This is a genomic window from Kribbella sp. NPDC049174 (assembly GCF_043197365.1).
Lineage (GTDB): Bacteria > Actinomycetota > Actinomycetes > Propionibacteriales > Kribbellaceae > Kribbella.
Window position 1 is genome coordinate 1,535,857 of record NZ_JBICSZ010000001.1, and the last position, 22,865, is coordinate 1,558,721.

25 protein-coding genes and 1 pseudogene are annotated in these 22,865 nt (G+C 68.6%); 7 read left to right on the forward strand and 19 right to left on the reverse strand.

Features of this window, described 5'->3' with window-relative positions; genetic code table 11:
* Positions 1-35: 35 nt before the first annotated feature.
* Positions 36-1,001: a PEP/pyruvate-binding domain-containing protein gene (locus tag ACGFIF_RS07195; RefSeq protein ID WP_393152352.1), complete on the forward strand. Its 966-nt coding sequence runs from the start codon at positions 36-38 to the stop codon at positions 999-1,001.
* A 271-nt stretch (positions 1,002-1,272) separates the two neighbouring features.
* Here ACGFIF_RS07195 and ACGFIF_RS07200 read toward each other — a convergent pair whose 3' ends face one another.
* From ACGFIF_RS07200 to ACGFIF_RS07210, 3 genes are all read right to left on the reverse strand, one after another.
* The gene (locus ACGFIF_RS07200; RefSeq protein ID WP_393152354.1) at positions 1,273-1,737 is read right to left on the reverse strand and encodes a pyridoxamine 5'-phosphate oxidase family protein; all 465 of its coding nucleotides are present in this window, start codon (positions 1,735-1,737) and stop codon (positions 1,273-1,275) included.
* 222 nt (positions 1,738-1,959) lie between these two features.
* On the reverse strand, positions 1,960-2,121 hold the full coding sequence (locus ACGFIF_RS07205) for a hypothetical protein (protein WP_393152356.1): 162 nt from the start codon (positions 2,119-2,121) through the stop codon (positions 1,960-1,962).
* A 66-nt stretch (positions 2,122-2,187) separates the two neighbouring features.
* Positions 2,188-3,654 carry a rhodanese-like domain-containing protein gene (locus tag ACGFIF_RS07210; RefSeq protein WP_393152358.1) on the reverse strand — a complete coding sequence of 489 codons (1,467 nt, stop codon included), beginning with the start codon at positions 3,652-3,654 and terminating at the stop codon, positions 2,188-2,190.
* A 162-nt stretch (positions 3,655-3,816) separates the two neighbouring features.
* Between ACGFIF_RS07210 and ACGFIF_RS07215 the strand changes: the two genes are divergently transcribed.
* A complete protein-coding gene (locus ACGFIF_RS07215) occupies positions 3,817-4,080 on the forward strand; it encodes a metal-sensitive transcriptional regulator (RefSeq protein ID WP_393152360.1) in 264 nt (87 codons plus the stop codon).
* Between the two features lie 42 nt (positions 4,081-4,122).
* Here the strand turns inward: ACGFIF_RS07215 and ACGFIF_RS07220 are convergent, their stop codons facing one another.
* From ACGFIF_RS07220 to ACGFIF_RS07235, 4 genes and pseudogenes are all read right to left on the reverse strand, one after another.
* The gene (locus tag ACGFIF_RS07220; RefSeq protein ID WP_393152362.1) at positions 4,123-4,638 is read right to left on the reverse strand and encodes a DinB family protein; all 516 of its coding nucleotides are present in this window, start codon (positions 4,636-4,638) and stop codon (positions 4,123-4,125) included.
* Positions 4,639-4,731: 93 nt separating this feature from the next.
* Entirely contained in the window at positions 4,732-5,598 is an 867-nt protein-coding gene (locus ACGFIF_RS07225; RefSeq protein WP_393152364.1) for a universal stress protein, read from the reverse strand.
* On the reverse strand, positions 5,595-6,239 hold the full coding sequence (locus ACGFIF_RS07230; RefSeq protein ID WP_393153673.1) for a hypothetical protein: 645 nt from the start codon (positions 6,237-6,239) through the stop codon (positions 5,595-5,597). The genes ACGFIF_RS07225 and ACGFIF_RS07230 overlap by 4 nt, the downstream gene beginning before the upstream one ends.
* 94 nt (positions 6,240-6,333) lie before the next feature.
* Positions 6,334-7,854, reverse strand: a pseudogene (locus ACGFIF_RS07235) (phosphoketolase); the annotation flags it as partial.
* Between the two features lie 214 nt (positions 7,855-8,068).
* Here ACGFIF_RS07235 and ACGFIF_RS07240 point away from each other — a divergent pair.
* Positions 8,069-8,305, forward strand: coding sequence for a hypothetical protein (locus ACGFIF_RS07240; protein WP_393152368.1), 237 nt, complete (start codon positions 8,069-8,071; stop codon positions 8,303-8,305).
* Positions 8,306-8,417: 112 nt separating this feature from the next.
* On the opposite strand, the gene ACGFIF_RS07245 is transcribed toward ACGFIF_RS07240, so the two are convergent.
* The 6 genes from ACGFIF_RS07245 to ACGFIF_RS07270 form a co-directional block, all read right to left on the reverse strand.
* Entirely contained in the window at positions 8,418-10,043 is a 1,626-nt protein-coding gene (locus ACGFIF_RS07245; RefSeq protein ID WP_393152370.1) for an ABC transporter permease, read from the reverse strand.
* Positions 10,040-10,960: an ATP-binding cassette domain-containing protein gene (locus ACGFIF_RS07250; RefSeq protein ID WP_393152372.1), complete on the reverse strand. Its 921-nt coding sequence runs from the start codon at positions 10,958-10,960 to the stop codon at positions 10,040-10,042. Before ACGFIF_RS07250 ends, ACGFIF_RS07245 begins: the two co-directional genes overlap by 4 nt.
* Positions 10,961-11,146: 186 nt before the next feature.
* A complete protein-coding gene (locus tag ACGFIF_RS07255; protein ID WP_393152374.1) occupies positions 11,147-12,259 on the reverse strand; it encodes an alpha/beta hydrolase in 1,113 nt (370 codons plus the stop codon).
* 156 nt (positions 12,260-12,415) lie between these two features.
* On the reverse strand, positions 12,416-13,066 hold the full coding sequence (locus ACGFIF_RS07260; RefSeq protein ID WP_393152376.1) for a glycerophosphodiester phosphodiesterase: 651 nt from the start codon (positions 13,064-13,066) through the stop codon (positions 12,416-12,418).
* Complete coding sequence (locus tag ACGFIF_RS07265) at positions 13,063-13,968, reverse strand: lysylphosphatidylglycerol synthase domain-containing protein (RefSeq protein ID WP_393152378.1); 906 nt, start codon at positions 13,966-13,968, stop codon at positions 13,063-13,065. The genes ACGFIF_RS07260 and ACGFIF_RS07265 overlap by 4 nt, the downstream gene beginning before the upstream one ends.
* A 170-nt stretch (positions 13,969-14,138) precedes the next feature.
* Positions 14,139-14,927 carry a phosphatase PAP2 family protein gene (locus tag ACGFIF_RS07270; protein WP_393152380.1) on the reverse strand — a complete coding sequence of 263 codons (789 nt, stop codon included), beginning with the start codon at positions 14,925-14,927 and terminating at the stop codon, positions 14,139-14,141.
* 137 nt (positions 14,928-15,064) lie between these two features.
* Here ACGFIF_RS07270 and ACGFIF_RS07275 point away from each other — a divergent pair, with 137 nt between their 5' ends.
* Positions 15,065-15,343, forward strand: a complete 279-nt coding sequence (locus ACGFIF_RS07275) for a hypothetical protein (RefSeq protein WP_393152382.1) — start codon at positions 15,065-15,067, stop codon at positions 15,341-15,343.
* 159 nt (positions 15,344-15,502) lie between these two features.
* Positions 15,503-16,213 (forward strand): ABC transporter permease, encoded by a 711-nt coding sequence (locus tag ACGFIF_RS07280; RefSeq protein WP_393152384.1) that lies wholly within the window; start codon positions 15,503-15,505, stop codon positions 16,211-16,213.
* A gap of 8 nt (positions 16,214-16,221) precedes the next feature.
* On the opposite strand, the gene ACGFIF_RS07285 is transcribed toward ACGFIF_RS07280, so the two are convergent.
* Entirely contained in the window at positions 16,222-16,650 is a 429-nt protein-coding gene (locus tag ACGFIF_RS07285) for a hypothetical protein (RefSeq protein WP_393152386.1), read from the reverse strand.
* 6 nt (positions 16,651-16,656) lie between these two features.
* Positions 16,657-17,469, reverse strand: coding sequence for a universal stress protein (locus ACGFIF_RS07290; protein ID WP_393152388.1), 813 nt, complete (start codon positions 17,467-17,469; stop codon positions 16,657-16,659).
* Positions 17,470-17,638: 169 nt separating this feature from the next.
* Here ACGFIF_RS07290 and ACGFIF_RS07295 point away from each other — a divergent pair, with 169 nt between their 5' ends.
* Together ACGFIF_RS07295 and ACGFIF_RS07300 are read left to right on the forward strand one after the other, a co-directional pair.
* A complete protein-coding gene (locus tag ACGFIF_RS07295) occupies positions 17,639-18,571 on the forward strand; it encodes a hypothetical protein (RefSeq protein WP_393152390.1) in 933 nt (310 codons plus the stop codon).
* Positions 18,568-19,350 carry a CPBP family intramembrane glutamic endopeptidase gene (locus ACGFIF_RS07300; protein WP_393152392.1) on the forward strand — a complete coding sequence of 261 codons (783 nt, stop codon included), beginning with the start codon at positions 18,568-18,570 and terminating at the stop codon, positions 19,348-19,350. Before ACGFIF_RS07295 ends, ACGFIF_RS07300 begins: the two co-directional genes overlap by 4 nt.
* On the opposite strand, the gene ACGFIF_RS07305 is transcribed toward ACGFIF_RS07300, so the two are convergent.
* The 4 genes from ACGFIF_RS07305 to ACGFIF_RS07320 all read right to left on the reverse strand — a co-directional run bounded on the left by ACGFIF_RS07305 (position 19,316) and on the right by ACGFIF_RS07320 (position 22,520).
* A complete protein-coding gene (locus ACGFIF_RS07305) occupies positions 19,316-19,858 on the reverse strand; it encodes a DUF1579 family protein (RefSeq protein WP_393152394.1) in 543 nt (180 codons plus the stop codon). The two genes, ACGFIF_RS07300 and ACGFIF_RS07305, sit on opposite strands and share 35 nt — an antisense overlap.
* A gap of 60 nt (positions 19,859-19,918) precedes the next feature.
* On the reverse strand, positions 19,919-20,722 hold the full coding sequence (locus ACGFIF_RS07310) for an ABC transporter permease (protein WP_393152396.1): 804 nt from the start codon (positions 20,720-20,722) through the stop codon (positions 19,919-19,921).
* Positions 20,723-20,727: 5 nt separating this feature from the next.
* Positions 20,728-21,618 (reverse strand): ABC transporter ATP-binding protein, encoded by an 891-nt coding sequence (locus tag ACGFIF_RS07315; protein WP_393152398.1) that lies wholly within the window; start codon positions 21,616-21,618, stop codon positions 20,728-20,730.
* A gap of 86 nt (positions 21,619-21,704) precedes the next feature.
* Positions 21,705-22,520, reverse strand: a complete 816-nt coding sequence (locus ACGFIF_RS07320; protein WP_393152400.1) for a 2-oxo acid dehydrogenase subunit E2 — start codon at positions 22,518-22,520, stop codon at positions 21,705-21,707.
* Positions 22,521-22,865: the final 345 nt, after the last annotated feature.

A 22,865-nucleotide genomic window follows, 5' to 3' on the forward strand; every position in this document is an offset into this window, starting at 1 on the left:
CCGTGCGCCCCGATGCTGGAGATGGAGGGATCGTGATGAACAGCGAGGTAGTCGTCCGGCCACAGGACGCCGGCGGAATCGATCCAGCACAGGTCGGCGTGAAGAACGCCAGACTGTCCGAGTTGGCCCGCGAGGGCATCAGCGTCCCGGCCGGCTTCGTGGTGACCGCGGCGGCGTACCAGGAGTTCGTCCGCGAGGCCGGGCTCGGTCCGGTGATCGCGCGGCAGATCCGCAGGTACCGGGCGGGTCGGGACGTGGTGGCTGTCGCGGGCGCGATCCGGACCGCCTTCTGCGAGGCACCGTTGCCTCCGGCCCTGGCCGGCCGGATTCTCGAGGCCTACGAGGAACTGGGCGGCGACGGCACCGAGGTCGCCGTACGGTGCAGTCCGGCGGCACCACAGGACGACGAGCGCGACGAGGTCGTGCTCCATCTCAGCAGTGGTCCGGACGTGCTCGCGGCGTGCCGTCGCTGCTTCGCGTCGTTGTTCGGCTCGGTTGCGGTCGGCCACCGTGAGCTCCGCGGCCCCGACCATCTGGCCGCTGTGATGCCGGTGGTGGTGCAGCGGATGGTGCGCTCCGACCTCGGCGGGTCCGGCACGGCGCGCGCTGAGAGCACCTTCGTCCGCATCCGTGCTGCCTGGGGGCTGGGTGAGCCGGCTGCAGAGGACCCGGATCAGTACTCGGTTCATCCGGGGGCCCGCCCGATGATCGTGAAGCATCGCGGTGCCAAGCGAACGAAGACCGTGTACGCCGAGCTGCGGGGGACACGGACGATTCCCACCGCACCGGCGGAACGCGCGACGCTGGTGCTCACCGATGAGGACATCCAAGAACTCGCCGCGTGGTCGGTCGTGGCTGACCGGCACTTCAAGCGGCCGATGGAACTGGAGTGGGCCAAGGACGGCATGGGCGACCTCTACCTGGTCGAAGTCCGGCACCGAGCCCCGTCCCCCATGATCACCAACGGTGCGGCCCGTGCCCTCCGAGTGGTTCAGCCCTGAGCCGGAGCCTCTGGGATCGGGTCGTGAGCGGATAGCGCCGTACAGACGGTGCGATCCGTCCAGGTAGACGTCGAGCAGATGACCGTTCACCTCGTCGCGTAAGGAGCGTCCGCGGCAGGACCTGTGGCGACCGCGTCGAGCAGGACGCCGAGCGCCTCGGTCGTCAGTTGCTCGTCGAGCATCGAGGCCTCCTCTGCCGGAAACGGACGGACATCCTGTGGTGCCAGCCTGTCGCCCGAGCGGAGCGGCCCCCAGCGGCAAGGGTCCCGAATCAACGGGCCTTTCGGCTCGTCGCAGACGAGCGAGGGCGGCGGCCCCAGGGGACAAGGCGGCGGCCGGTGACGGTCTCGATGCCCAGGCGGACCAGGTGCGGATCGTCCATCGGCAGCCAGGAGTGCAGCGGCAGGGCACGGCGGAGTGCGGCGGCCTCGTCCGGGGTGACGACGGAGAGATGGCCGACGGCCGTCACGGTCCAGCCGGTATGACGTTCGGTGTCCACGTCATCGGCCTGGAAGGCGACCACGTCACCTCGCTCCGCGGCCCGGAGCTTGTCACCCTGCCCCGTGGTGAACACGATCGTGTCGTCGTCCAGGACGAAGTTGACCAGGCGGACCGCCGGGAGCCCGCCGTACGTGTGCACGAGCCGCCCGAGGGGGACCGACCCGAGCAGACGAAGACAGTCCGCCGTACTGATGATCTCGAGGCAGGACTGGTCGAACAGGGGTGGTGCGGTCATGGTCTCCTCCAGGCGATGGACGACACCGGCTCGGGGGCCACCGGAGCGTCACCCGTCAACCATCGTCCAGGGACAAGCGCCTCAGTAGGGCCGAAGGTCCCCGACTCGGCTCCGACCCGGCCGGTCAGTAGCCGAAGTCGCGCCGGGCGAGGCCGACGAAACCCGCCGCGAGGACGACGGCGGCGAGGCCGGTCCACCTCCCGGGAGCCCCGCTGGAGACCGTCACCGGCGGAGCAGGCGGGCCAGGAGGCCCCGGCGGTTGGATTCGGCGTGGCCAGGGCAGCGCGCTGCCGGTGGCACGGCGGCCAGAACCTGATCGACGTGCAGGCCGCAGCCGGCCCAGGTGATCTTGGAACAGGTCTTACAGGTGACTGCTCTGCACATCGGACGAACTCCTTTGGTGTGGCCGGGGCCGGCGCGAAGAGGTCAGGGCAACAGCGCGGTACGCCGTCACGGTTGCCCGCCGACGAGCGGGAGGCCGGTTGTGCGAGCGTTGTCGAAGGAGTCGTCGATGGCGACGAGGTGGCGCTTCGCGGCGGCGAGGATCGAGGCCGCGATGGACGCCCGGTAGCCGTGGGCGCAATGAATCCACAGCTCGCCGGCAGGTACGTCGTCGAGTCGAGCGACGAGCTCGTGCAGTGGAACGTTGACGGATCCCTCGATCCGGCCGGCGACGCATTCGTCGGTACGCCGCACATCGAGTACGACGACCGGCCGGTGCCGGAGTACGTGGTCCAGGTCCTCGAACGTGGCGACCGGGAACGACTCCTGCTCACCATCTGTCCACAGCGCCGGGCCTCCGGTGGCGTGCGCCGCCGGGCGATCGATACCGATCCGCACGAGCTCCCGCTGCGCCTGCGCGAAGTCGTCGGCGGTCTGACCGAGCAGTGTGACCGGTGTGCCCCACGTGATCAGCCAGCCGAGATAGGTGGCGAAGGACCCGTCGAGACCGATGTTCAATGACCCAGGGGAGTGGCCGGCGGCGAATGCGGTCCGCGTTCTCAGGTCGACCACCCACTCGCCGTCCTCGATCCGCCGCCGAAGCTCGGCCGGGTCGGCCTTGGCAGGCAGGGACAGGTCTGGCGCCGCCGGCCCGGCGAGGTTTCGCGGTGCCATCTGTGCGTAGTACGCGGGGTAGGCACCGAGTCCATCGAGGAGTTCACGGACGTAGGCCCGCTCGTCCTGAGTGAGCGCGGGGTTGGACTTCTTCTCGGCTCCGATCGTGGAGGCGTTCGCCTCGGACTGTGTCGAGGAGCAGAACGAGCCGAAGCCGTGGGTGGGATAGAGGCCGGCGTCGTCGGGCAGCAGCGCGGCGAGCCTGCGTGCCGAGGCGTGCTGATGACGCACCAGCTCCGCCGTGTGATCGTGGCCCAGCAGGTCAGGGCGTCCGGTGGACCCGTAGAGGAGTGAGCCGCCGGAGAACACGGCGACCTGCTCGCCGGGCGTGCTGTCGGACAGCGCGTACGAGAGATGGGTGAAGGTATGGCCTGGGGTGGCCAGCGCGGTGACGCGCATTCGCCCGATCTCGACGGTGTCGCCGTCGCGGATCGGCGTGCGGTCGAAGGAGACCTGGTCCTCGGCGTTGACGACGTACCGGGCGCCGGTCTGCCGCGAGAGTGCCAGCCCGCCGGTGACGTAGTCGTTGTGGATGTGGGTCTCGAAGACGTGGGTGAGCCGTACGCCGGCATCCGACAGGACCGCGAGCATGCGGTCGATGTCGCGCTGCGGGTCGACCACGAAGGCGACCTCACCGTCGTGAACGACGTAGCTGCGGTCGCCCAGCGACGGCGTGTCGAGCGCGATCACGGTGAAGCCGCGCACGGTCTGCGCCAGACCGGTCGCCGGAGGGCTCGATAGCGAGTTCTGGGTCACGATGCCGATCTCCGGAATACCTATGGGGGTATTGACAGCTCCCACTGTAGACACCCCCCGGGGTATCCTCAAGCCAAGGACACCCCACGTCCGAAGGAGCAGCCACGTGGCCACCATCGACCTGGGTACGCCGGCGCTGGACTCTGTCGTGGCGGAGGCGAGGATGCGCCTCACCGCCGCTCTTGTCACTGTGGAACAGGAGAACTGATGCAGCTGGAACCCGCCGAGATGACCCCGGTCATCAACCGCATCAAGCGCGCTCAGGGTCAACTCGCCGGCGTCCTCAAGATGCTCGAGGAAGGACGTGAGTGCGACGAGGTCGTGACCCAGCTCGCCGCCGTCTCGAAGGCACTCGACCGGGCGGGCTTCGCCATCATCGCCACCGGCCTGCAGCAGTGCCTGGCGGACGAGTCCGCGGCCGGCCAGGCCGACCTCAAGAAGATGGAAAAACTCTTCCTCGCCCTGGCGTGACCGCACAGCCGTGGCGCCGGACAGGCACGCTGCCGGTCGACGTCAGCCGTCCAGGGTGAGTTGATGACGATGGAAGTCGAAATGCTGAGTCGGGAAGCAGTAGATGTCCGCCAGTGTCATGTATTCCTTGAAGAACGGGTCCCATCGTGTCGGGTAGTACATACCCCGTGCCAGCTCCGATGCGCTCTCCGCATCCAGCCGCCGGTGCAGCTTGTCGATGACGTGGTCGAACATCACCACCATGCGTTCGGGACTCAGCGTGCTGCCACCGGCGTACGAGCCCAGGAAGTTGACCACGTCGAAGGGCTTGGTCCCTGCGTTCAGCAGTCGCGCGAATGACCGGCTGGCTCCGTCGGGTAGGTACGCGAAGGTCCGCGCCAGCCGGAGCAGGGCCCGGATGATCAGATATCCGAGCAGCATGTGGAACAGGAGTTGCCGGTTCGTCCAGCGCGTCCCGTTGGACCGCCTGCCGAGTGCCTGTCCGTCCGCCTGCTCGATGAGTTGGTGAAAGTCTTTCCGGGCTCGCTCGAACTCCTCATGCACCAACGGCCGCTCCATACCTCCTCATCCTGCGAGCCGCGAGTCCCGACGACAACCCCTGAGCTCCTTCATCCTGAACTCGCCGCAGGTCGAGGCGATGGGGTGGTGGTGTCAACGCACAACCGCCACCGGGCAGGGCGCGTAGTGCACCAGCGACCGGCTGGTGGAACCGAGCAGCAGTCCGCGGAACGCGCCCCGCCCACGCGAGCCGACGACCAGCAACTCGGCCGTCCGTCCGGTGTCGATGAGTACGTCGTCGGCGTGTCCGCGGACCAGTTCCTGTTTCACGAGGACGTCGGGGTACGTCTCGGAGCGACCCGCGATCGACTCCGCGAGGACTGTGGCGGCCTGCTGTTCCAGAGCATCGAGGTCGTAGACGAGTGGGAGCATGTCGCCCGGTCCGGTGCGAACGGGATCGTGCCAGGCCAGCACGGCGGTGAGTGTGGTGTTCCGGGCCTGCGCCTGCGCGAAGGCGAAGTCGATCGCCGCCGACGAGGTGGGGGAGCCGTCGACTCCGACGACGATTCCGTCGGCTCCCTCGGACCTCCATCGGGGCGGGATGACCACAACCGGGCAGGGCGCATGGGTCGCGACATGTGCTGACACCGAACCGACAGCCAGGTCGCGGAACTCGCCCAGCCCACGCGAACCGACCACCGTCAGTACCGCATCGGTTGCCTCCTGCAACAAAGCTGGAGCGGCGCCGCCGAACTGCAGCACCCCCTCGATCTCCAGGCCGGGATGCTCCGCACGCATGTGTGCACACGTCTGGTCGAGCAACCGCTGGGCCGCCTGGCGCAGTGATTCGGTCTGCAGGGAGACGCCGATCGGTCCGGACAACGGGACCGAGAGCACGTGCACCAGGCGGACCTTGGCGTGCCTGCGTCCCGCCTCGATGGCCGCCCAGTGGCCAGCCGTCTCGCTGGCCGGCGAACCGTCGTACCCGACGACGATGATCGGGGTTCCTGAACTCGTCATGACGATGTCCCTTCCTGCAGCGGCCAGTGCCAGTCACGGACCTCAGGCAGGTCGTCGCCGTGCTCGAGGATGTAGGCGTGGTGGCGGGTTCGCTGGTCGATGAGCCACTGGCGGACCGCCACTGCGCGCTGCCCGAGTCCGGGCACCCGGTCGATCACGTCGATGGCGAGGTGGAACCGGTCGAGATCGTTGCGGACGACCATGTCGAAGGGTGTGGTGGTCGTGCCCTCCTCCTTGTAGCCGCGGACATGCAGGTTGTCGTGGTTGTGCCGCCGGTAGGTCAACCGGTGGATCAGCCACGGATAGCCGTGGTACGCGAAGATGATCGGCTTGTCCTCGGTGAAGAGGGCGTCGAACTCGGCGTCGGTCAACCCGTGCGGGTGTTCCGAGGCCGGCTGCAGTCGCATCAGGTCGACCACGTTGACCACACGGATCCGCAACGAGGGCAGGTGTTCCCGGAGCAGGCTGACCGCGGCCAGCGTCTCCAGCGTCGGTACGTCGCCGGCGCAGGCCAGCACCACGTCGGGATCGCCCTCGTCGTTGCTCGCCCAGCTCCACACACCGAGGCCGCGGGCGCAGTGCAGTTCGGCCGCCTCGAGGTCGAGCCAGTCCTCCTGCGGGTTCTTTCCGGCCACGATCACGTTGATGTAGTCGCGGCTGGCCAGGCAGTGCGCCGTGCGACGTGAGCAGGTAGTTCAGGGAGGAGATCGGTCGGCGCCAGGGCAGTTGACGGGTGACCTTCAGCCACTTGGCGTGCTGGTTGACCATCGAGTCGACCAGGTGCACGAAGGCCTCGTAACATGAGAACCAGCCGTGCCGGCCGGTCAGCAGATATCCCTCGAGCCAGCCCTGGCAGGTGTGCTCGCTCAGGATCTCCATCACCCGGCCGTCCACCGCGAGGTGTTCGTCGGTCGGCAGTACCTCCGCGTTCCACGCCTTGTTCGTCACGTCGTACAGCGCGTCCAGCCGGTTGGAGGCGGTCTCGTCGGGTCCGAAGACCCGGAAGTTCCGTTCCTGCTCGTTGGCCTGCATCACGTCCCGCAGGAAGGTCCCGAGCACCCTGGTCGGCTCGTGCTTGACGCTGCCGGGCGCCGGTACGTCGACGGCGTACTCCGAAAGGTCGGGGAGCTCCAGCCCGCGGGAGAGGATCCCGCCGTTGGCATGCGGATTCGACCCCATCCGCCGGTCGCCGTCTGGTACCTGGTCCAGCAGTAGCGGCACCGGCCGCCCGGCGTCGTCGAACAGCTCCTCCGGTCGGTAGCCGCGCAGCCATTCCTCCAACAGTGCGAGGTGCTCCGGTGACGTTCGTACGCCGGACAACGGGACCTGGTGAGCTCGCCAGGTCCCCTCGATCAGGACACCGTCGACCTCTCGCGGCCCGGTCCAGCCCTTCGGCGTACGAAGTACGATCATCGGCCACGCACGACGCGACGCGGACGGATCAGCCTTGGCCTCGGATTGGATGTCCGCGATCTCGTCGAGGACGCGGTCGATGGTAGCGGCGAGGCTCTGGTGGACCAGTTCGGGATCGTCGCCGTCGACGAGATAGGGCTGGTAGCCGTAGCCCTCCAGGAGACTGGTGAGCTCGTCGTCGCCGATCCGCGCCAGGATCGTCGGGTTGGCGATCTTGTAGCCGTTCAGGTGCAGGATCGGCAGCACCGCGCCGTCGGTGCGCGGGTCGATGAACTTGTTGGAGTGCCATGATGCGGCGAGAGGGCCGGTCTCGGCCTCACCGTCACCGACGACACAGGCGACGACCAGATCCGGGTTGTCCAGTACGGCGCCGTACGCGTGGCTGAGCGAGTAGCCGAGCTCGCCACCTTCGTGGATCGAACCGGGCAGTTCAGGAGCCACATGGCTCGGGATGCCACCGGGGAACGAGAACTGGCGGAACAGATGGTTCATGCCGTGCTCGTCGCGCGGTACGTCGGGATAGGTCTCGCTGTAACTGCCTTCCAGCCACGTGTTCGCGGCGATGGCCGGGCCGCCGTGGCCGGGGCCGATCACGTACATCATGTTGAGGTCTCGCTGCTTGATCGCGCGGTTGAGGTGCGCGTACAGCATGTTCAGCCCGGGCGTGGTGCCCCAGTGGCCCAGCAACCTCGGCTTGACGTGCTCGGCCCGCAGCGGTTCGGTCAGGAGGGCGTTGCGCAGCAGATAGATCTGGCCGACGGACAGGTAGTTGGCAGCCCGCCAGTAGGCATCCAGCGCCCGCACCTCGTCGTCCGTCAGTGGCTTGTCGGTGATCTGCCGCATCTGCGCTCCTCGGGTCTCGTCACATGTGCTTCAACCCTGCGGCCCGCGACCCCGAAGCAACCAGGGCCGAAAGTCCGTCGAACCAGGGCCGGTAGGTCCCACCCTCGGGGTCGTGGGGGTGCGATCACCTGGTGGTCCCGGCTCTGGTTGCTGCCGGCAACGTGTGGGGCTTCGGCCCTTGCAGCGGGAGCCGGACGGGGCGCATGGTGTAGGCGTGGCCAGGATGAAGTGGGACGAGCTCAGTCCTCGCAGGCGCCGCCTGATCGTCGTGGGTGGTGCTGTTGACGGTGCGCTGAAGATCGCCGCTCTGGCCGATCTGGTGCGTCGGCCGGCTGCTGAGGTCAGAGGACCCAAGTGGGGCTGGGCTCTCGCCATCATGCTGATCAACTCGGCCGGTGCGGTGCCGATTGCGTACTTCACCTACGGCCGGCTGAGGCCGCCGACGACGTAGCGGTCACGAGTCGCGGCGCCGACGGCAGGCTCCGAGCGTCGCCGCCCGTACTGCCACGGGCATCGCTCCGGCCATCATCTACGTTCGCGCGCGAACCGTCCTGGACATGTGATCAGGCCGGGAGGGTGAGGTTGCGGTGGCGGAGTGAGATCAGGCCGGCCAGCGCGAGGACCGTGAAGGCTGTGGTCAGCGCGAGGACCGGGGCGGCCGTGACGGGAACTGCTGGGGCCTTGGGGATGTGGGTGAACGGCGAAACATCCTGCAGCCACTGCGGCAGTTTGAGGTTGGGGCCGAACAGCGGGCCGATCAGGATGAACCCCAGGAGCAGCGCCCAGGACACAGGGCCGGCGAAGCGGGGCGTCAGTCCGACTGCGGCGATCACGACAGCGCTGACCACCAGGATTGCAGGCAGTTGTACGAGGGCGGCGCCGAGCAGAACGCGCACCTGCCCGCCGCGGTCGCCGAGCACCCCGCCCGCGGCGATTCCGGTGCCGATGGCGAAGAGCAGAAGCAAGGCGGCGGAGCCGAGCACCGCAGTGGCAGCGTGACCGGCGGCCCATCGGAACCGGCTGACCGCGGTCGAGAGGATCTGCTCCAGCGGTCCGTCGGCCTCCTCGGCGCGCATCCGCAGCAGCACTTGTACGGCGTAGATCGCCGCGGCCATTCCCGCCATCTGCAGGACGGAGGCGCGGTAGGCATCGAGGATCTGCTCGCTACCGCCCATCTGCGTGTACCAGTCGCGGGCCGCACCCGTGGAGTTCTTGACTTGTCCGATCAGGCCACCCATGACGAAGCCGAAGCCCAGCATGCCCACAGCCCAGCCGATGAATGCGCCACGCTGGAGCCGCCAGGCCAAACCGAACGGGCCCCGCAGGACTCGACCGGCCCGCGCGTGACCGGGACGTTGCGGCAGCAGTCCCTGCCCGAAGTCGCGCCGTGCGGCCAGCATGACCGCCGTGCCGACGCAGGCAATGACCAGGGCGGCCACCAGAGCGAGCGGCCACCAGTGGTTGCCGCCGAATGGCCGCATCTGCTGGCCCCAGCCGATCGGAGACAGCCAAGCCGGCCACGCGCTGTTCACCCGCAGGCCGCTGGGATCGGCGTTTCCGGCCATGTTGCCGATCCCGCTGGTCAGGAAGGCGATTCCGAGGACGGCGGCAGCGAGACCGCTGGCGGCGCGGGTGCTCGAAGCAAGTTGAGTGGTGACAGCAGCCACCCCGGCGAAACTGATTCCTACCGCGGCGACTGCGGCCCCGGCAGTGAGCGAGCCGCCGGCCGGCTGCCCGGCGGCCATCAGTCCCAGGCCCAGCAGGACCGCCAGTACGGCGTTGGCGACCACAGTCACGATCAAGGTGGCCGCAAGACTGGCGAAGCGACCCACGACCGCGGCACCGATCAGCTCTGCGCGGCCCGTTTCCTCGCTCTGCCGGGTGTGCCGCACCACAGCGAAGATGCTCATCAAGGCGGCGAGGACTGCCAGCAGGAGGTAGTCGCGGACCATGGCGTACGCGCCGACGGTGGGTCCTGACGCCAGCCCCAGCATTCGTATCCCGGGATTGGTTGCGGTGATATGTGTCTCCTGGACCAGATCGGCGGTCGGGTTGCGGAAGTCATTGGCCCACAGAGCGGTGGTAGCGGCGGCGAAGGCGGTCAGTCCGAGGATCCAGGCCGGGAGGCTGAATCGGTCGCGACGCAAGGCGAGGCGGGTCAGGGCGGCGGTGCCGCTCAGCGCGTTCATCGGACACCAGCCAGGTCCGTGCGCCCCGAGGTCACGTCGTCGCCGTAATGACGCAGGAACAGTTCCTCCAGAGTGGGTGGGGAGCTGACGAGGCTACGTACGCCGAACGACACCAGGCGCTCCAGCACACTGTTGAGCTCGCTCTGATCCACGCTGAACTTCGTCAGCGAACCGTTGAGGTCGACGTCGTGCACACCGGGCACGTGATCGATCCCGTCGATCGGCCGGGAGGTCTCCACGACGACGCTCGTACGCGTCAGATGCCGCAACTGGTCGAACGTGCCCGATTCGGCTGCCCGACCGGCGCGCACGATGGTCACCCGGTCGCACAATGCCTCCACCTCGGACAGGATGTGGCTGGACAGCAACACGGTGCTGCCCGCCTCACGCCGTTCCCGCACCACGTCCTGGAACACCGTCTCCATCAACGGATCCAGACCTGACGTGGGCTCGTCGAGCAGGTACAGCTCGACATCGGACGCGAACGCCGCGACCAGCGCCACCTTCTGCCGGTTGCCCTTGGAGTAGGCACGGCAGCGCTTGGTCGGGTCCAGCGCGAAGCGATCCAGCAGGTCGGCGCGTCGCGAGCGGTTGTAGCCGCCGCGGAGCGAACCCAGCAGGTCGATCACCTCACCGCCGGTGAGATTGGGCCACAGGTTGACCTCGCCGGGCACATAGGCCAAGCGGTGGTGGAGACGCACAGCTTCACGCCAAGGATCGCCGCCCAGCACACTGACCTCGCCGCCGTCGCGTCGGAGTAGTCCCAGCAGAATCCGGATCGTGGTGGTCTTGCCGGCGCCGTTGGGGCCCAGGAAACCATGGATCTCCCCGGGTGCGACGCTCAGCTCCAACTGGTCGAGGGCCTGCGTCGAGCCGAAGTTCTTGATCAGCCCGGACGTCGCGATTGCTGCCGTCATCTTCCTCACCTCGCCAAGCAGTTGGGTCCTGACGGCCAGAACCTCTGAATCCACTCTTCGCCGACGCCGGTGAACACGTGAGAGGCGTTCGACCCACGCCTATCGCCGGACGACCACGTCAACTAGGGACCTCTGGTCCGACCTGGGCTGACACCGCTGACTTGGATCGCGTAGACCGCGGCGCGGTCATGGCGAGACCTTGTTTGCTTCGAGGTGGAGTGCGGTCGCGAGGAATGTGGTGACGCGCTGTTCCCACTCGTGCGGGTGGGTTTGGAGGGCGTCGGTGTGTCCCGTGCCTGGGACGATCCACAGGTCGACGCTGCTGGTTGACGCGGACTGGATGTAGCGGCCCGCGCTTCCTTCGTCGGCACGGTCGCCGGCGGCGATGAGCAGCACTTCTCGTGGCGCGGTCGCAGCCACGGCAGCGCGCAACGCCGGTGGTTGATCCGCGGCCGTGAGGAGGTCGGTGATGCCGTAGGTGAGCCAGTCCAGACCCTCCTGAAGAGTGCCGCGCCAGCCGAACTCGTCGGACAGCCACGCCCGGTCGGCGGTGACTCGGTGGGTGGCGCCTTCGGCAACGACGGCGCGGATCCTTCGGTCGCCCGCCGCGGCACCGATGACCTCCTCGCCGCCCATCGACAATCCGACCGCCGCAATCAGCTCGTCGTCGACGTCCGGTCGCGTCTGAAGGAACGACACCGCCGCGGCGACGTCTTCGTCGCCGTACCAACCGAAGTCCATGGCGCGTCCGTCGCTGCGACCGTGACCGCGCGCGTCGAAGAGCAGTACGCCGTACCCGTGCCGTGCCAGCACGACAGCGTGGTCGAGGACACTCGAGCGAGTCGAGCCCGCCCCGTGGAGCAGGACAACGGCTGCATGGTTGCCCGAGGGGATGTACCAGCCCGCGAGAGCGACCCCGTCAGCCGTTGGAAACGCGACTTCTTCGAACGCCAGGCCGCGGCCTGCCGGCGTGGTCGAGCCGACCGTTGTCGGTGGCACGTTGGTGGCCGCAACCGCCGGACCGATCGACACGACCGCGATGGCGACGACAGCCAGCAGGGCCGGTACCAGCGGGATCCGGCGCCAGCTCCGGGCGACACGCAACAGGGCCACCCCGCTGACAGCGATCAGCACCTGACCGGCTACCAGGACGGCGAGACCGATGACGGTGACGAGATCGAAGCCAACCTTCGCCAGGTACGGCGGACCGAGGCCCACCCCGACTCCGAGCACGAGACATCCGGCAACGAACACCAGGCTCGCCCGGAGGATCCGTGGACGGGTTTCGACGCGCTTCATGGTGTGCCACCTCCACCGCCGATTCACTCCCAGCCTGTGCTGCGGGGAGATCGCCAGACAGGGCCGGAGGTCCTCGGTTTGGTGCGGGCATTCGTCAGGTCTGAACGAGGGTCCTAAGGCCCGAGTCCAAGGCGCTGAGGCCCACCCGAACAGCGGTCAGAGCGGGGATTCGCTTGACGAGTTCGGTCGAGCGAACAGGGCCAGGTCTTTGCCGATGAGGGCGTCGACGCCGAGGTGGTTTGCGTGGTGGAGTGCGTCTTCGGTGTCGACGGGCCAGGTGAACACGAAGTCGGCGCCGCCGCGGAGCTCGGTGACGAGGTCTGGGGTGAGCAAGCGGCGGTGTACGCAGACTCCGTACGACGTGCGGGTGCGGAGCCGTCTCCGCAGTCGGCGTACGCCGCGACGGCTTCCGGCCGACAGCACGAGGCGTACCTGTGGATGATCCCGGAAGGCATCGAGCATCCACCAGTGCTGCGTGCAGATGGTGACTGGGACGTCCGGCAGCGCCGCAGCGAGTCTCTTCGCCAGGCGTGGGTGGACGCCTTTCAGGTCGAGCAGCAGGCGGCGGTCACCGTCCAGCGCCGCGAGTACGTCGGCCAGCTCGAGCAGCGGTGTGTCGCGGCGGCGGACGAACTCGCCGTGGTCCCAGAGCCACCATGGTCCGAGCGACTTGAGATGCCGTACTTCCAGGCGCCCCCGGAACGCGTGGATGTCGGCCTCGACCAGGTCCGCGCCCGCGTCCAAGGCGGCGCGCAGCGTGGTCAGGTCGTTCCCGGCCCGATGCGCGACGACGAGCCGGGGTCTCACGTCGTACCGGGGTGCGGCTCGGTGAACCAGCCGCGCCAGCGCAGCAGCAGGCAGCCGCCGCCGAGCAGGAGTGCCGGGATCCAGTAGAGCAACGCGGTCAGCGCGACCGCGCCGAATGCGGCGGTCCACGAGACGCCGATCGACGCCAGGCCGGCGACGAGAGCGCCCTCGCGTGGGCTCGCACCGTGGACGCCGGGCAGGACGCCGGCAAGCTGACTGGCTCCGAACACGGCGACGAGCTGCATCGCGGACACCGAGTCGCCGACGGCGTGGATCGCGCCGATCAGCAGCCCGAGGATCGTGATCTGGTAACCGACGGACAGCAGCACACCGAGGGCGAAAACTTTCGGTGACGGCCACGGCCAGCGACGGGCCAGACTGGGCCTGCGGCGGTTCACGACCAGAGCCGCCACGAGTACGACGGCCGCCGCGCCGGCCGCGACCGCGAGAACGGCCGGAGGCATCGTCACCCCGCAGACCGCGACCGCGGCAATCAGGCCGACCGCGCCGACGAACCGGTCGAGTGCGACCTCCGAGACCGCGGCTGTCCGTCGTAAGCCGACGCGTTCCAGCCGATGGATCCGCCACAGGTCCGCGCCGGCGTGCCAGGGCGAGATGAGGCCGAGAACCTCACTCTCCGCGTACGCCCGCAGATGCCAGCGCCGCGTGCGGCCGCTGCCGGACAGCGCGTGCCAGCGCAGTGGGCACAGCACGTACTTTCCGATCGCGAACGGCAGCAGACCCACGACGGCAGGCAGGAACGCCGTGTGAGGCACGCGGTCGACATTCCACAGGGACAGGCCGACTGCGATCAGCAGTGCGGTGATGCGGGTGATGCGGTGGGTGACGATCGCGTGTGCGATCCGCCAGATCGGTGCAATGCGCCCATGACCCAGCTGCACGGAGGGCTCCTTCCGGCGCCCGGGACAGCGGAGAGTGAGGGGTTGGCTCCAGCCAGCCGGGTGCCTGACGCGTCAGACAATAGCTCCAGTGCCCAAGTCTCCGCATCTTGATGTACGCGACGTGGACGCGCGGGCGCACCCGGATCAGGGTGATCGACGGCGTGGCCTGGTCAACTGGTCCCCGCGCGCTTGGTTGCTGCCAGGGGCGCGCTGGGCGGCGGGAACTGTCGATGTCGGGCTCGGGGAGGCCGCGCGTGCCGTCCGGCCAGCCGGGCTGCCACCAGCAAGGCGAACAGGGCGATCGCGCCGCCGGCCAGGCCGTCGACGAGGTAGTGGTTCGCGGTCAGGACGATCGAGGCGAGCATCGCCACTGGCATCAGCCAGCCGAACATCCGACCGATCCAGTGGCCGGCGAGGCTGGCCCAGGCGATGCCCATCAGGAGGTTCCAGCCGAGGTGCAGGCTGGGCACCGCGGCGTACTGGTTCACGAACGCGGGCGGTTGCAGGACGCGGTAGGCCGAGGTCTCCGCGGTGACGGTGTCGACGAAGCCGTACTCGGGCAGGAACCGTGGCGGTGAGACCGGGAACATCGCGAAGATGACGAGTCCGATGGCGCCGGAGATCAACATGGCGTTGCGGAACCGGGGGTACTCGTCGCGGTGTCGTACCAGGAGCCACAGCAGGGTCACGGCGAGTACCGGCCAGTGACCGTAGATGTACACGTAGCTGACAGCTTCGGGTAGCCAGCCGTGGTCAGCGATGGCTGCCTGCAGCCCGGGCTCGACGAAGACTCCGGCCGAGCGTTCAAGGTCCACTACGCGCTCGGCGTTGCGGTACGCGAGGTCGACCCGGGTCTCCATCAGGCCCCGGACCCCGAAGTAGAGCGCGATCGCGGTGAGGATGAGCGCGATTTCCCATGCGACCCGCCGACGTCGTGCTCCAGCCAACCTCACTGACATGAGTGCACCCCCTACACACCACAGTGCCAGTTCGGCACCCGTAGGCACAGGGACTATTGGGGTAGTCGCCTGAAGGCCTTGTGCCCTGTGCCGAAGCGTGCCGCGGGCGGCGCGCACTGACCGCCCTCGTGGTCGCGGTGTCGCGAACCGAGCGGCAGGCGGACGGCTTCGCCACCATGGTCACCTTCGCGCTGCTGCTGCTCGGCGGCAACTTCGTCCTGATCAGCCAAGCTCCTGAGGCGCTGCGGCGACTGGCTCTACTGACACCCAATGGGTGGGCACTCCGCGGCTTCACCGACCTCGCCACCGGAGCCGCCGCCGGGAGCGCAGTCCGTCCTGTGCTCGCGATCCTCGGCCTGGCCGCGGTGCTCGGAGCACTCGCCGTGCTCGTCGGCCGTCGGAGGGTTGCCACATGACCGCGTTGGCTGTTGCCGGTGCCTCACTGCGCAGAATGCTGAGGGACCGAACCGCGCTGTTCTTCATCGTGCTCCTGGCAAGCCGCCGTACGGTCCGCTGTTGCGGCTGCTGTGGGTCGGCATGCCGAACGGGTTCAGGCTGCCGCGTTCGCTGCGCGGATGACCGGAAGCACTGTCCGGGAGCAGTTGCCCGCGGCAACCGCACTGCAGCGGGTCACGCCACGCATCACCGTCGCAAGCCAGAACGTTGCGACCGGAAGTGACTACCTGCCACTCGGATTCAGTTACAGCGCCCCGACGATGCTGGTGCTGTTCGTGTTCATCAACGCCCTGGCCGGTGGCGCGTCGATCATCCAGACGCGGCAGCTCGGCATCTACAGCCGGGCGAGGGCGGCGCCGGTCCGGACCAGAAGCCTGGTGCTCGGAGAGGCCCTGTGCTACTTGACGTTCGCCTTGCTGCAGTCCGTTCTGATCGTCGGTGTCGGAGCACTGCTGTTCGGAGTCGGCTGGGGCAATCCGCTCGCTGCGATCGCCCTGATCGCGACTTGGGCGCTCGTCGGCACCGGAGCCGGCATGCTCAGCGGTGCGACGTTCAAGACCCCGGACCAGGCGTCGGCGATCGGGCCGGTGCTGGGCATCGGGTTCGCCATGCTCGGCGGATGCATGTGGCCGCTGGAGATCGTGCCGGAGGGTGTCCGCACACTCGGTCACGCGACACCGCACGCCTGGGCGGTGGACGCCTGGATCACCGTGTTGTCCCGAGCCGGTGACGTCACCGATATCGCTACCGAGCTGGCCGTGCTCGCCGGGTTCACCCTGGGCATGCTCGGCCTGGCGTCGGTGCTCCTGCAACGACGACTCAGCAGCTGACGTCCGGCTCAGCCGTCGTACGGAGGCGGGGCGGACGCCGTGCGGAACTCGTGGAGCATCGCCGGTACGGCGAAGGCGAGGGCCGGTACGCACCAGAGCCAGAAACCCCAGCCGAACAGCATCAGGGCGAGGTGGAAGGCGACCACCGCGACGTAGCCGAGGCGGGGTGCGCGGACGAGCAGCACCGCGATCATGAATTCGGCCGCACCGAGCAGCAGGGCCCAAAGGGTCGGGTGCGCCATGAAGACGTTCTGCCAGCCGTCGTAGACCCAGCCGAACAACGCTTCGTCCGCGAACGGCCGATAGGAGTCGGGGCTCCCGATGGCGAGGCCGACGTGGACGAAGGCGCCCGCGCCGAACATCGCCACGAAGCCCCAGTGGATCGTCCGCCAGACCCGCGCGGGTTCGATCTGTACGGGGATGGTGCTGTTGGTCATCGTGGATCAGCCTCCGATCGTGGCTGCGGGGATGACGGCCACCGGGCAGTTGGCGTGGTGGAGGACGGTCTGGCTGACCGATCCGAGCAGCATGCCGCTGAAGCCGCCCCGTCCGCGCGCCCCGAGCACGATCAGGCGTGCGTCGGCGGACAGGCGAAGCAGGTGTTCGGCGGGATGGCCGGTGATCTGGACGAGTTCGGCGTCCTGACCGTGTTCGCGGTCGTGCACCGCTTCACGGAGCTCCTCCTGGGTGATTCGGTGGAGCTCGGTCTGTGGCGGCTGGGCGGCGACCACGCGGACCTTGAGATCGTGCCGGTGGGCGTAGTCCAGGCCGACCTCGAGCGCGAGCCGGCTGGCGGACGAGCCGTCGTACCCGATCACCACGTGACTGCCGGACTCGCCACCGAGGTCGGGGCGTACGACGACGATCGGGCAGCGGGCGTTGGCGGCCAGGTCCAGGCCGGTCGAGCCGATCAGCGCACCCAGCATCACCCCGAGGCCGCGGCTGCCGATCACCACCAGGTCCGCCTCCGCCGACGCCTTGATGAGCGCGGCCGACGCGGAACCGTCCTCGAGCCGCCCGTCGACAGCAACCGCGGGATCGAGTTCGCGGGCGAGCGCGATCGCGGTGCTGACGATGTGATCAGCGGCCGCGCGGTGCTCGGACGTCTTCTCGGTCTGCCCGGGGCGCAGCGGCGTGACGGCCTGGATCAGGTGCAGTTCGGCTCCGCGGGCCGCGGCTTCAGCCGTCGCCCATCGGATTGCGGCCTCGGCGGCCGGCGAGCCGTCGACACCGGCCACGACTGGTCTGGGTCTCATTGCGTCTCCTCCCGTAGCCCACACCTTCACGATGCACCGGCGCCCGGCTCCACAGGCAGGGGCAAAGGTCCCACGACCTGAGAACAGTCCCAGTGACTGGAGACCTTGGGCCCTGGTCCGATCCGGCACGAGTGGCGAGCTTGGAGATTGAGAAGGGATACGTGACGCCATGACCACCGAGCGAACGACCGCGACTAGTTCGACTCACGTGGGCGGACCGCTGGAATCGGGTGTCCGCCGCACCGCCGTGACGCTGTGGTCCAGCGTCGCGCTTGCTCTGGGCATCGTGACGGCATCGGCGTACGGTCTGTTCGCTGCCGAGCCGTACCGCGATCTTCCGGCCGCGACCGTGCTGGGCGCCCAGGCCCAGGACGTCTGCAGCATCCTGGTCGCCGGCCTGCTGGTCCTCCTCGTCCGTCGCCGCCACGTGTCTCCGCGAGACCACCTCGCCCGGCTCGGCCTCTTGGCGTATGTCGTGTACAGCTACGCGATCTACCTGACCGGCGTCCCGATGAACCGCGTCTTCCTCGTGTACGTGGCGATCGAGTCGCTCGCCGGCGCGGCTCTGCTCAACGGGTTGTTCCGTCTGCGTGGTTCGGCCTGGCAACGGCTCGATTCGCGCCGCCTCGAGCGAGGGACCGGCTGGATGCTGCTCGTCGTAGCGGTCCTGTTCGCGCTGCTCTGGCTCTCGACGCTCGTTCCGTACGCCGCCGGCGGACCTGCCCCGGACCCGGAGGGCGTCGGTGGCGCGCCGTATCCGGTGTTCGTGCTCGACCTCGTCGTCGTACTTCCGTGCATCGCAGCCGTGGGACTGATGCTCCTGCGCGGCCGGCCCGTCGGCGGCCCGCTGGCGGTGGTGGCGCTCATCAAGATCGTCACGTTGTTCACGGCCCTCTGGGCGGGAGCCGCGGCCGTCCTGGTCACCGGAGAGACGTTGCACCTCGGTCCCGACGCAGGCCCGTCGGCAGCATTGCTCGTGGCAAGCATCTGGCTGACCGCGCGATGGCTTCGCGCTCTCCGTGCCGACGAACACACCTTCCTCAGGCCGAGCCTGTGGGAGGACGAGTCACCGCCCGACGACCCGACCCGAGGTGTGCAATGACCGAGACCGCCACGCAAGAGCGCATCGCCGGATGGGTCACCAGGCATCCCTTCGCCACCTTCGTCCTCGTGGCCTACGGGATCTCGTGGACGCTCTGGGGCATCGCCGCCGCCGGCGGGGGCAAGGTCGCCTTCCTGGCCGGTGTCTTCGGGCCGATGGCGGCAGCCGGGCTGGTGACGTACTGGACCGGCGGCTCCATCCGGGCATGGCTCGCACCTGTCCTGGCCTGGCGGGTAGGAGTGCGATGGTGGGCGTATGCGCTCGGGCTGCCGATCTTGTTGTTCGCCGTCGTGTCCCTTGCCCTGCAGTTGACGGGCGAACCGATCGAGTGGCGGCTCGCGGTGGATCGGCTGCCCGCCTACGCCGCCGGCTTCCTCTTCGTCCTCGTTCTCGGTGGAGCCATGGAGGAGCTCGGATGGCGGGGTTATGGTCTGCCGCATCTTCTCGAGGACCGCTCCCCGATGCGAGCGACCCTGATCATCGGCCTCGTCTGGGGGATCTGGCACGTTCCCGTCTATGGTCCGTTGGGGTTCGTGGTCCCGATGGTCCTTGCCTTCTTCTACACCTACCTGTGGGCCAAGACCAGCAGTGTGCTGCTGTGCATCGTGCTTCACGCGAGCTTCACGCCCGCCCAGGACAACCTCATCCTGATGGCGCATGACCGCGCCTACACGTCCGCGCTGGACCGACCCGACTGGGCCATCCTGGCTGTCTACCTGGCCGCGGTGGCGATCCTTGTCGCGGTCACCCGGGGCCGTCTGGGCTTACGCCGGGGGTGAGTACTTGGGTGCGGCACGCGTAGTGCTCGACCAGCTGGAACGGGCCGCCGTTGACGGAGGCCTCGTTGCGCCACGTCATCGTGGTGTCGTCGACGAGATGCCAGACCAGGCGGATCCGGATCGGCTTCCGGCCGATCGTCTGGAAGGTGAGCAGGTCACCGTCGATCCAGCCACGCAGGATCTCGGTGTGCCCGTAGTTGTCGGCGATCGTGGCGCGGTACTCCTTGGCCTGCGGGTCCCAGCCGGCCACCCAGTGCAGGTGCCAGCGGAGCACGAAGATGCCGTCGGCAAGGAACTGGTCCTGCCAGTAGTCCCCGACGATCCACAGACCGTCCTGAATCACCCGGTGGACGCCGCCACCGGTCGCGGTCATCGGGGGACTGTCGGGGCCGAGCGCGCCGGCCTCGATCGTTCCGGTCCAGGTGACGTCGCGGTGGAAGCGGGCCAGCGCCCGCATCTCCGTCCCCGCCTGGAGTGGCATCGAGATCGTGCCGGTCCGGATGTCCATCGCGAACTCCTCACTGTTGATGTGGCGCAGAGAAAGTGGTGTGCTCTGCCTTCATCCGGCTCACCTGCCGTGGCTGGTCGCGATGTCGCGGCCGTCGAGAGACGGCAGGGCGAGGGCGACCAGGACGGCGGCGCCGCCGAGGAGCCAGAGGTAGGCAGCCGGCAGGCCGGCGCCGAGGGGGCCACCGGTGAAGGCCTGGTGGAAGGGTGAGAGCGGCGCCCACGATTCGACGGCTTCGAGCATCAGGCCGGCCGCGTAGAGCACGTAGCCGCCGGTCGCGGCCACGGCCGAGAAGGCGATCGCCACCGCGCGACGGCCGGTGAGGGCGCCGACGGCCAGGGCGAGTTCGCCGTACTCGATGCCGAGCAGCGTCATCGCGATCGCTCCGCCGGCGGCGTCGGACGGGCCGATGCCGAGGTCGAAGGCGAGACTTCCGAGGAGGGTCGCGGTGAACAGGACGAGCCCGAGCGTCGCGATGGAGACGGCCAGGGCGAGCGCCTTGTCGAGCACGATCCGGGCACCCGACACGGGCGTGACGAGGAGCGGCTCGAGGGTGCCTTGCTCCTCTTCGCCGGCGATCGCCTTCGCGCCGCGGCTGATGCCGTACACGAGGAACATGCCGGGCAGCAGCAGGGTGAAGAGTTCGGCGTTGAGGAAGCCGATGCCGGTCGTCATCGCCTCGAGATCGAAGAACGTGCGCATCTCCTCGGGGAAGGACTTGTACAGGTCCTGCAGGCCCGGGGCGTCCCGGATCGACGGCCACAGCGCGCACTCCAGCAGCACCAGGAACGCGATCGCGACGGACCAGCCGAACAGCCCGCGGCGGTGATCGTGCAGTGTCTTGAGGAAGACGGTTTGGAACATCTGGCTCATCCTCGCGCCCGGTAGTAGTCGAGGAAGACCGATTCCAGGTCGGCCTCGTGCGTGACGATGTTGGTCACCTCGTACGGAGCGACCGCCGTCACGAGTTGCGCGGTCGACCCGGTCACGGTCACGTGGGCGGTCTGGGCATCAGCGGCGACTTCCTGTACGCCGGGGACACCGCGGATCACGTCGATCGGTGCGGCCGCGGCGAAGGTGAGGTCGAGCCGTCGGCGAGCCTGGTTCCGGAGAGCTTCGATCGACTGGGTGGTGACGAGTTCACCGCGCCGGAGGATGCCGACCGTGTCCGCGACTGCCTCGACCTCCGACAGGATGTGCGACGACAGGAAGACGGTCCGGCCGGCATCCCTGCACTCCCGGAGCAGCGCCAGGAACTCGCGCTGCATGATCGGGTCGAGTCCACTGGTCGGCTCGTCCAGGACCAGCAGGTCTGGCTCGTGCATGAATGCCTGGACGATGCCGACCTTCTGCTTGTTTCCGTGCGACAGGGCACCGATCCGGGCGGTGAGGTCGAGCTCGAACCGTTTCGCCAGTCCGTCGATCATCGTCTGGTCCACCCCGCCGCGCAGGTGCGCGAAGTAGCGCAGGTACTGGGTCACCGTGAGATCGGGGTACGGCACGAACTCGCCGGGCAGATAGCCGATCCGCCGTTGCAGGGCGTCGTACTGATCGGCGGCGTCGAAGCCGAAGACCATCGCCGAGCCGGAGGTCGGGCGGATCAGCCCGGTGAGCAACCGGATCGTGGTGGTCTTGCCGGCGCCGTTGGGACCGAGGTAGCCGAAGACGATGCCGCGCGGCACGTCCAGATTCAGCTCCGTCAGGGCGAGTTGCCGGCGGAACCTCTTGGTCAGTCGGCGGGTCCGGATCGCGAGATCCATCTGATGGTCCTCCCTCCACTCCACTTCTGACGCTAGGAAGGAAAAGGCCGGTCCGGTCAGGGTCCAAGGTCCACACCACCCGGTCCCTACGCCCCTTCGTGGTCCCGGGTCCGGCCGGGCGGTAGTCCGTCGGCGGCCGTCAGCAACTCGCGTAACCGGTGGACGAACCGCGCCGCGGGGGCGCCGTCGACGATGTCGTGGTCGACGCTGACGGTGAGCTGGAGCCACTCGCGCTCGATCAGTTGCCCGGCGCAAAGGGCTGGGCGGGCGGTGATGCCGCCGATGACGATGCTGAGGGTGTGCAGCTGGAAGCCGATGCCCCAACCGCCGCCCGCGCCGAACATGCCGACCGCGGTGATGCCGACGGTCCCGGCCAGCGCTCGCTGGCGGTCCGGCAGCCGATGCAGTGCGCCGAGCAACCCCGTGCGCACGACGGCGGGCAGGAGCAGGTAGGCACGCGCCCAGCTGGCCCTGCGGACCGAGGGGCTCCGGCTCGGATCGGCCTTGACCGCGCGGATCTCGTGGTGAATCTCCCGCACCGATCGACCGCCGGCATCGCGGACGACATGGGTGAAGGCGAAGGGAGACCCTTCCAGGGTGACTTCGACGGGGAGGCCGATGTCGACGCGCTGGAAGATCACCTGCCGGCCACGGAGGTCGCGGTACGCCTGGACGGCCGGCTCGGCGGCGACCGCGCGTCCCACGCAGGCGATCACCCACGCGGTGAACGACAGTTCCTCACCGGTCTTCGCCCGATGCGCGCGCAACGCTTCGCGGGCCGCCGTCACATCCACCTCGATCAGGCCGTGGATGGCGTGTCGCCGGCGGGCGGTCCGGCCCGTGTCGATGATGAGCCGGCGGACCCATGGCACCGGCACGACCTTCGAGTCCTGATGATGCACGAGGCCACCTCCAGATCGGTCTGCCTTGAGCATCTGTCTGCTCCGTAGCCGCCCACACCGGCCATTCGGTCCTGTGCACCGGGACCTTCGGCACCTGATCGCTGAACTTCCCCTCCTGGGTGTCCCGGTCTCGGTGGCGTCAGGTCACCAGCAGAGTCACAGCGGCGAAGTAGACCACGATCGAGAGCAGGTCCTGGATCACCGTGGCTACAGGGCCGGACCCGAACTGCTGAGCGGCGCCGGTGGGTCGGCGGCGACAGAACCGCGGAGGGTATTCCGTGGAGTGCATTGGGGCCGCGAGCCGCAGGCGGAAGCTCGCCGCCCGCTCATCGACGTACTGCTGGA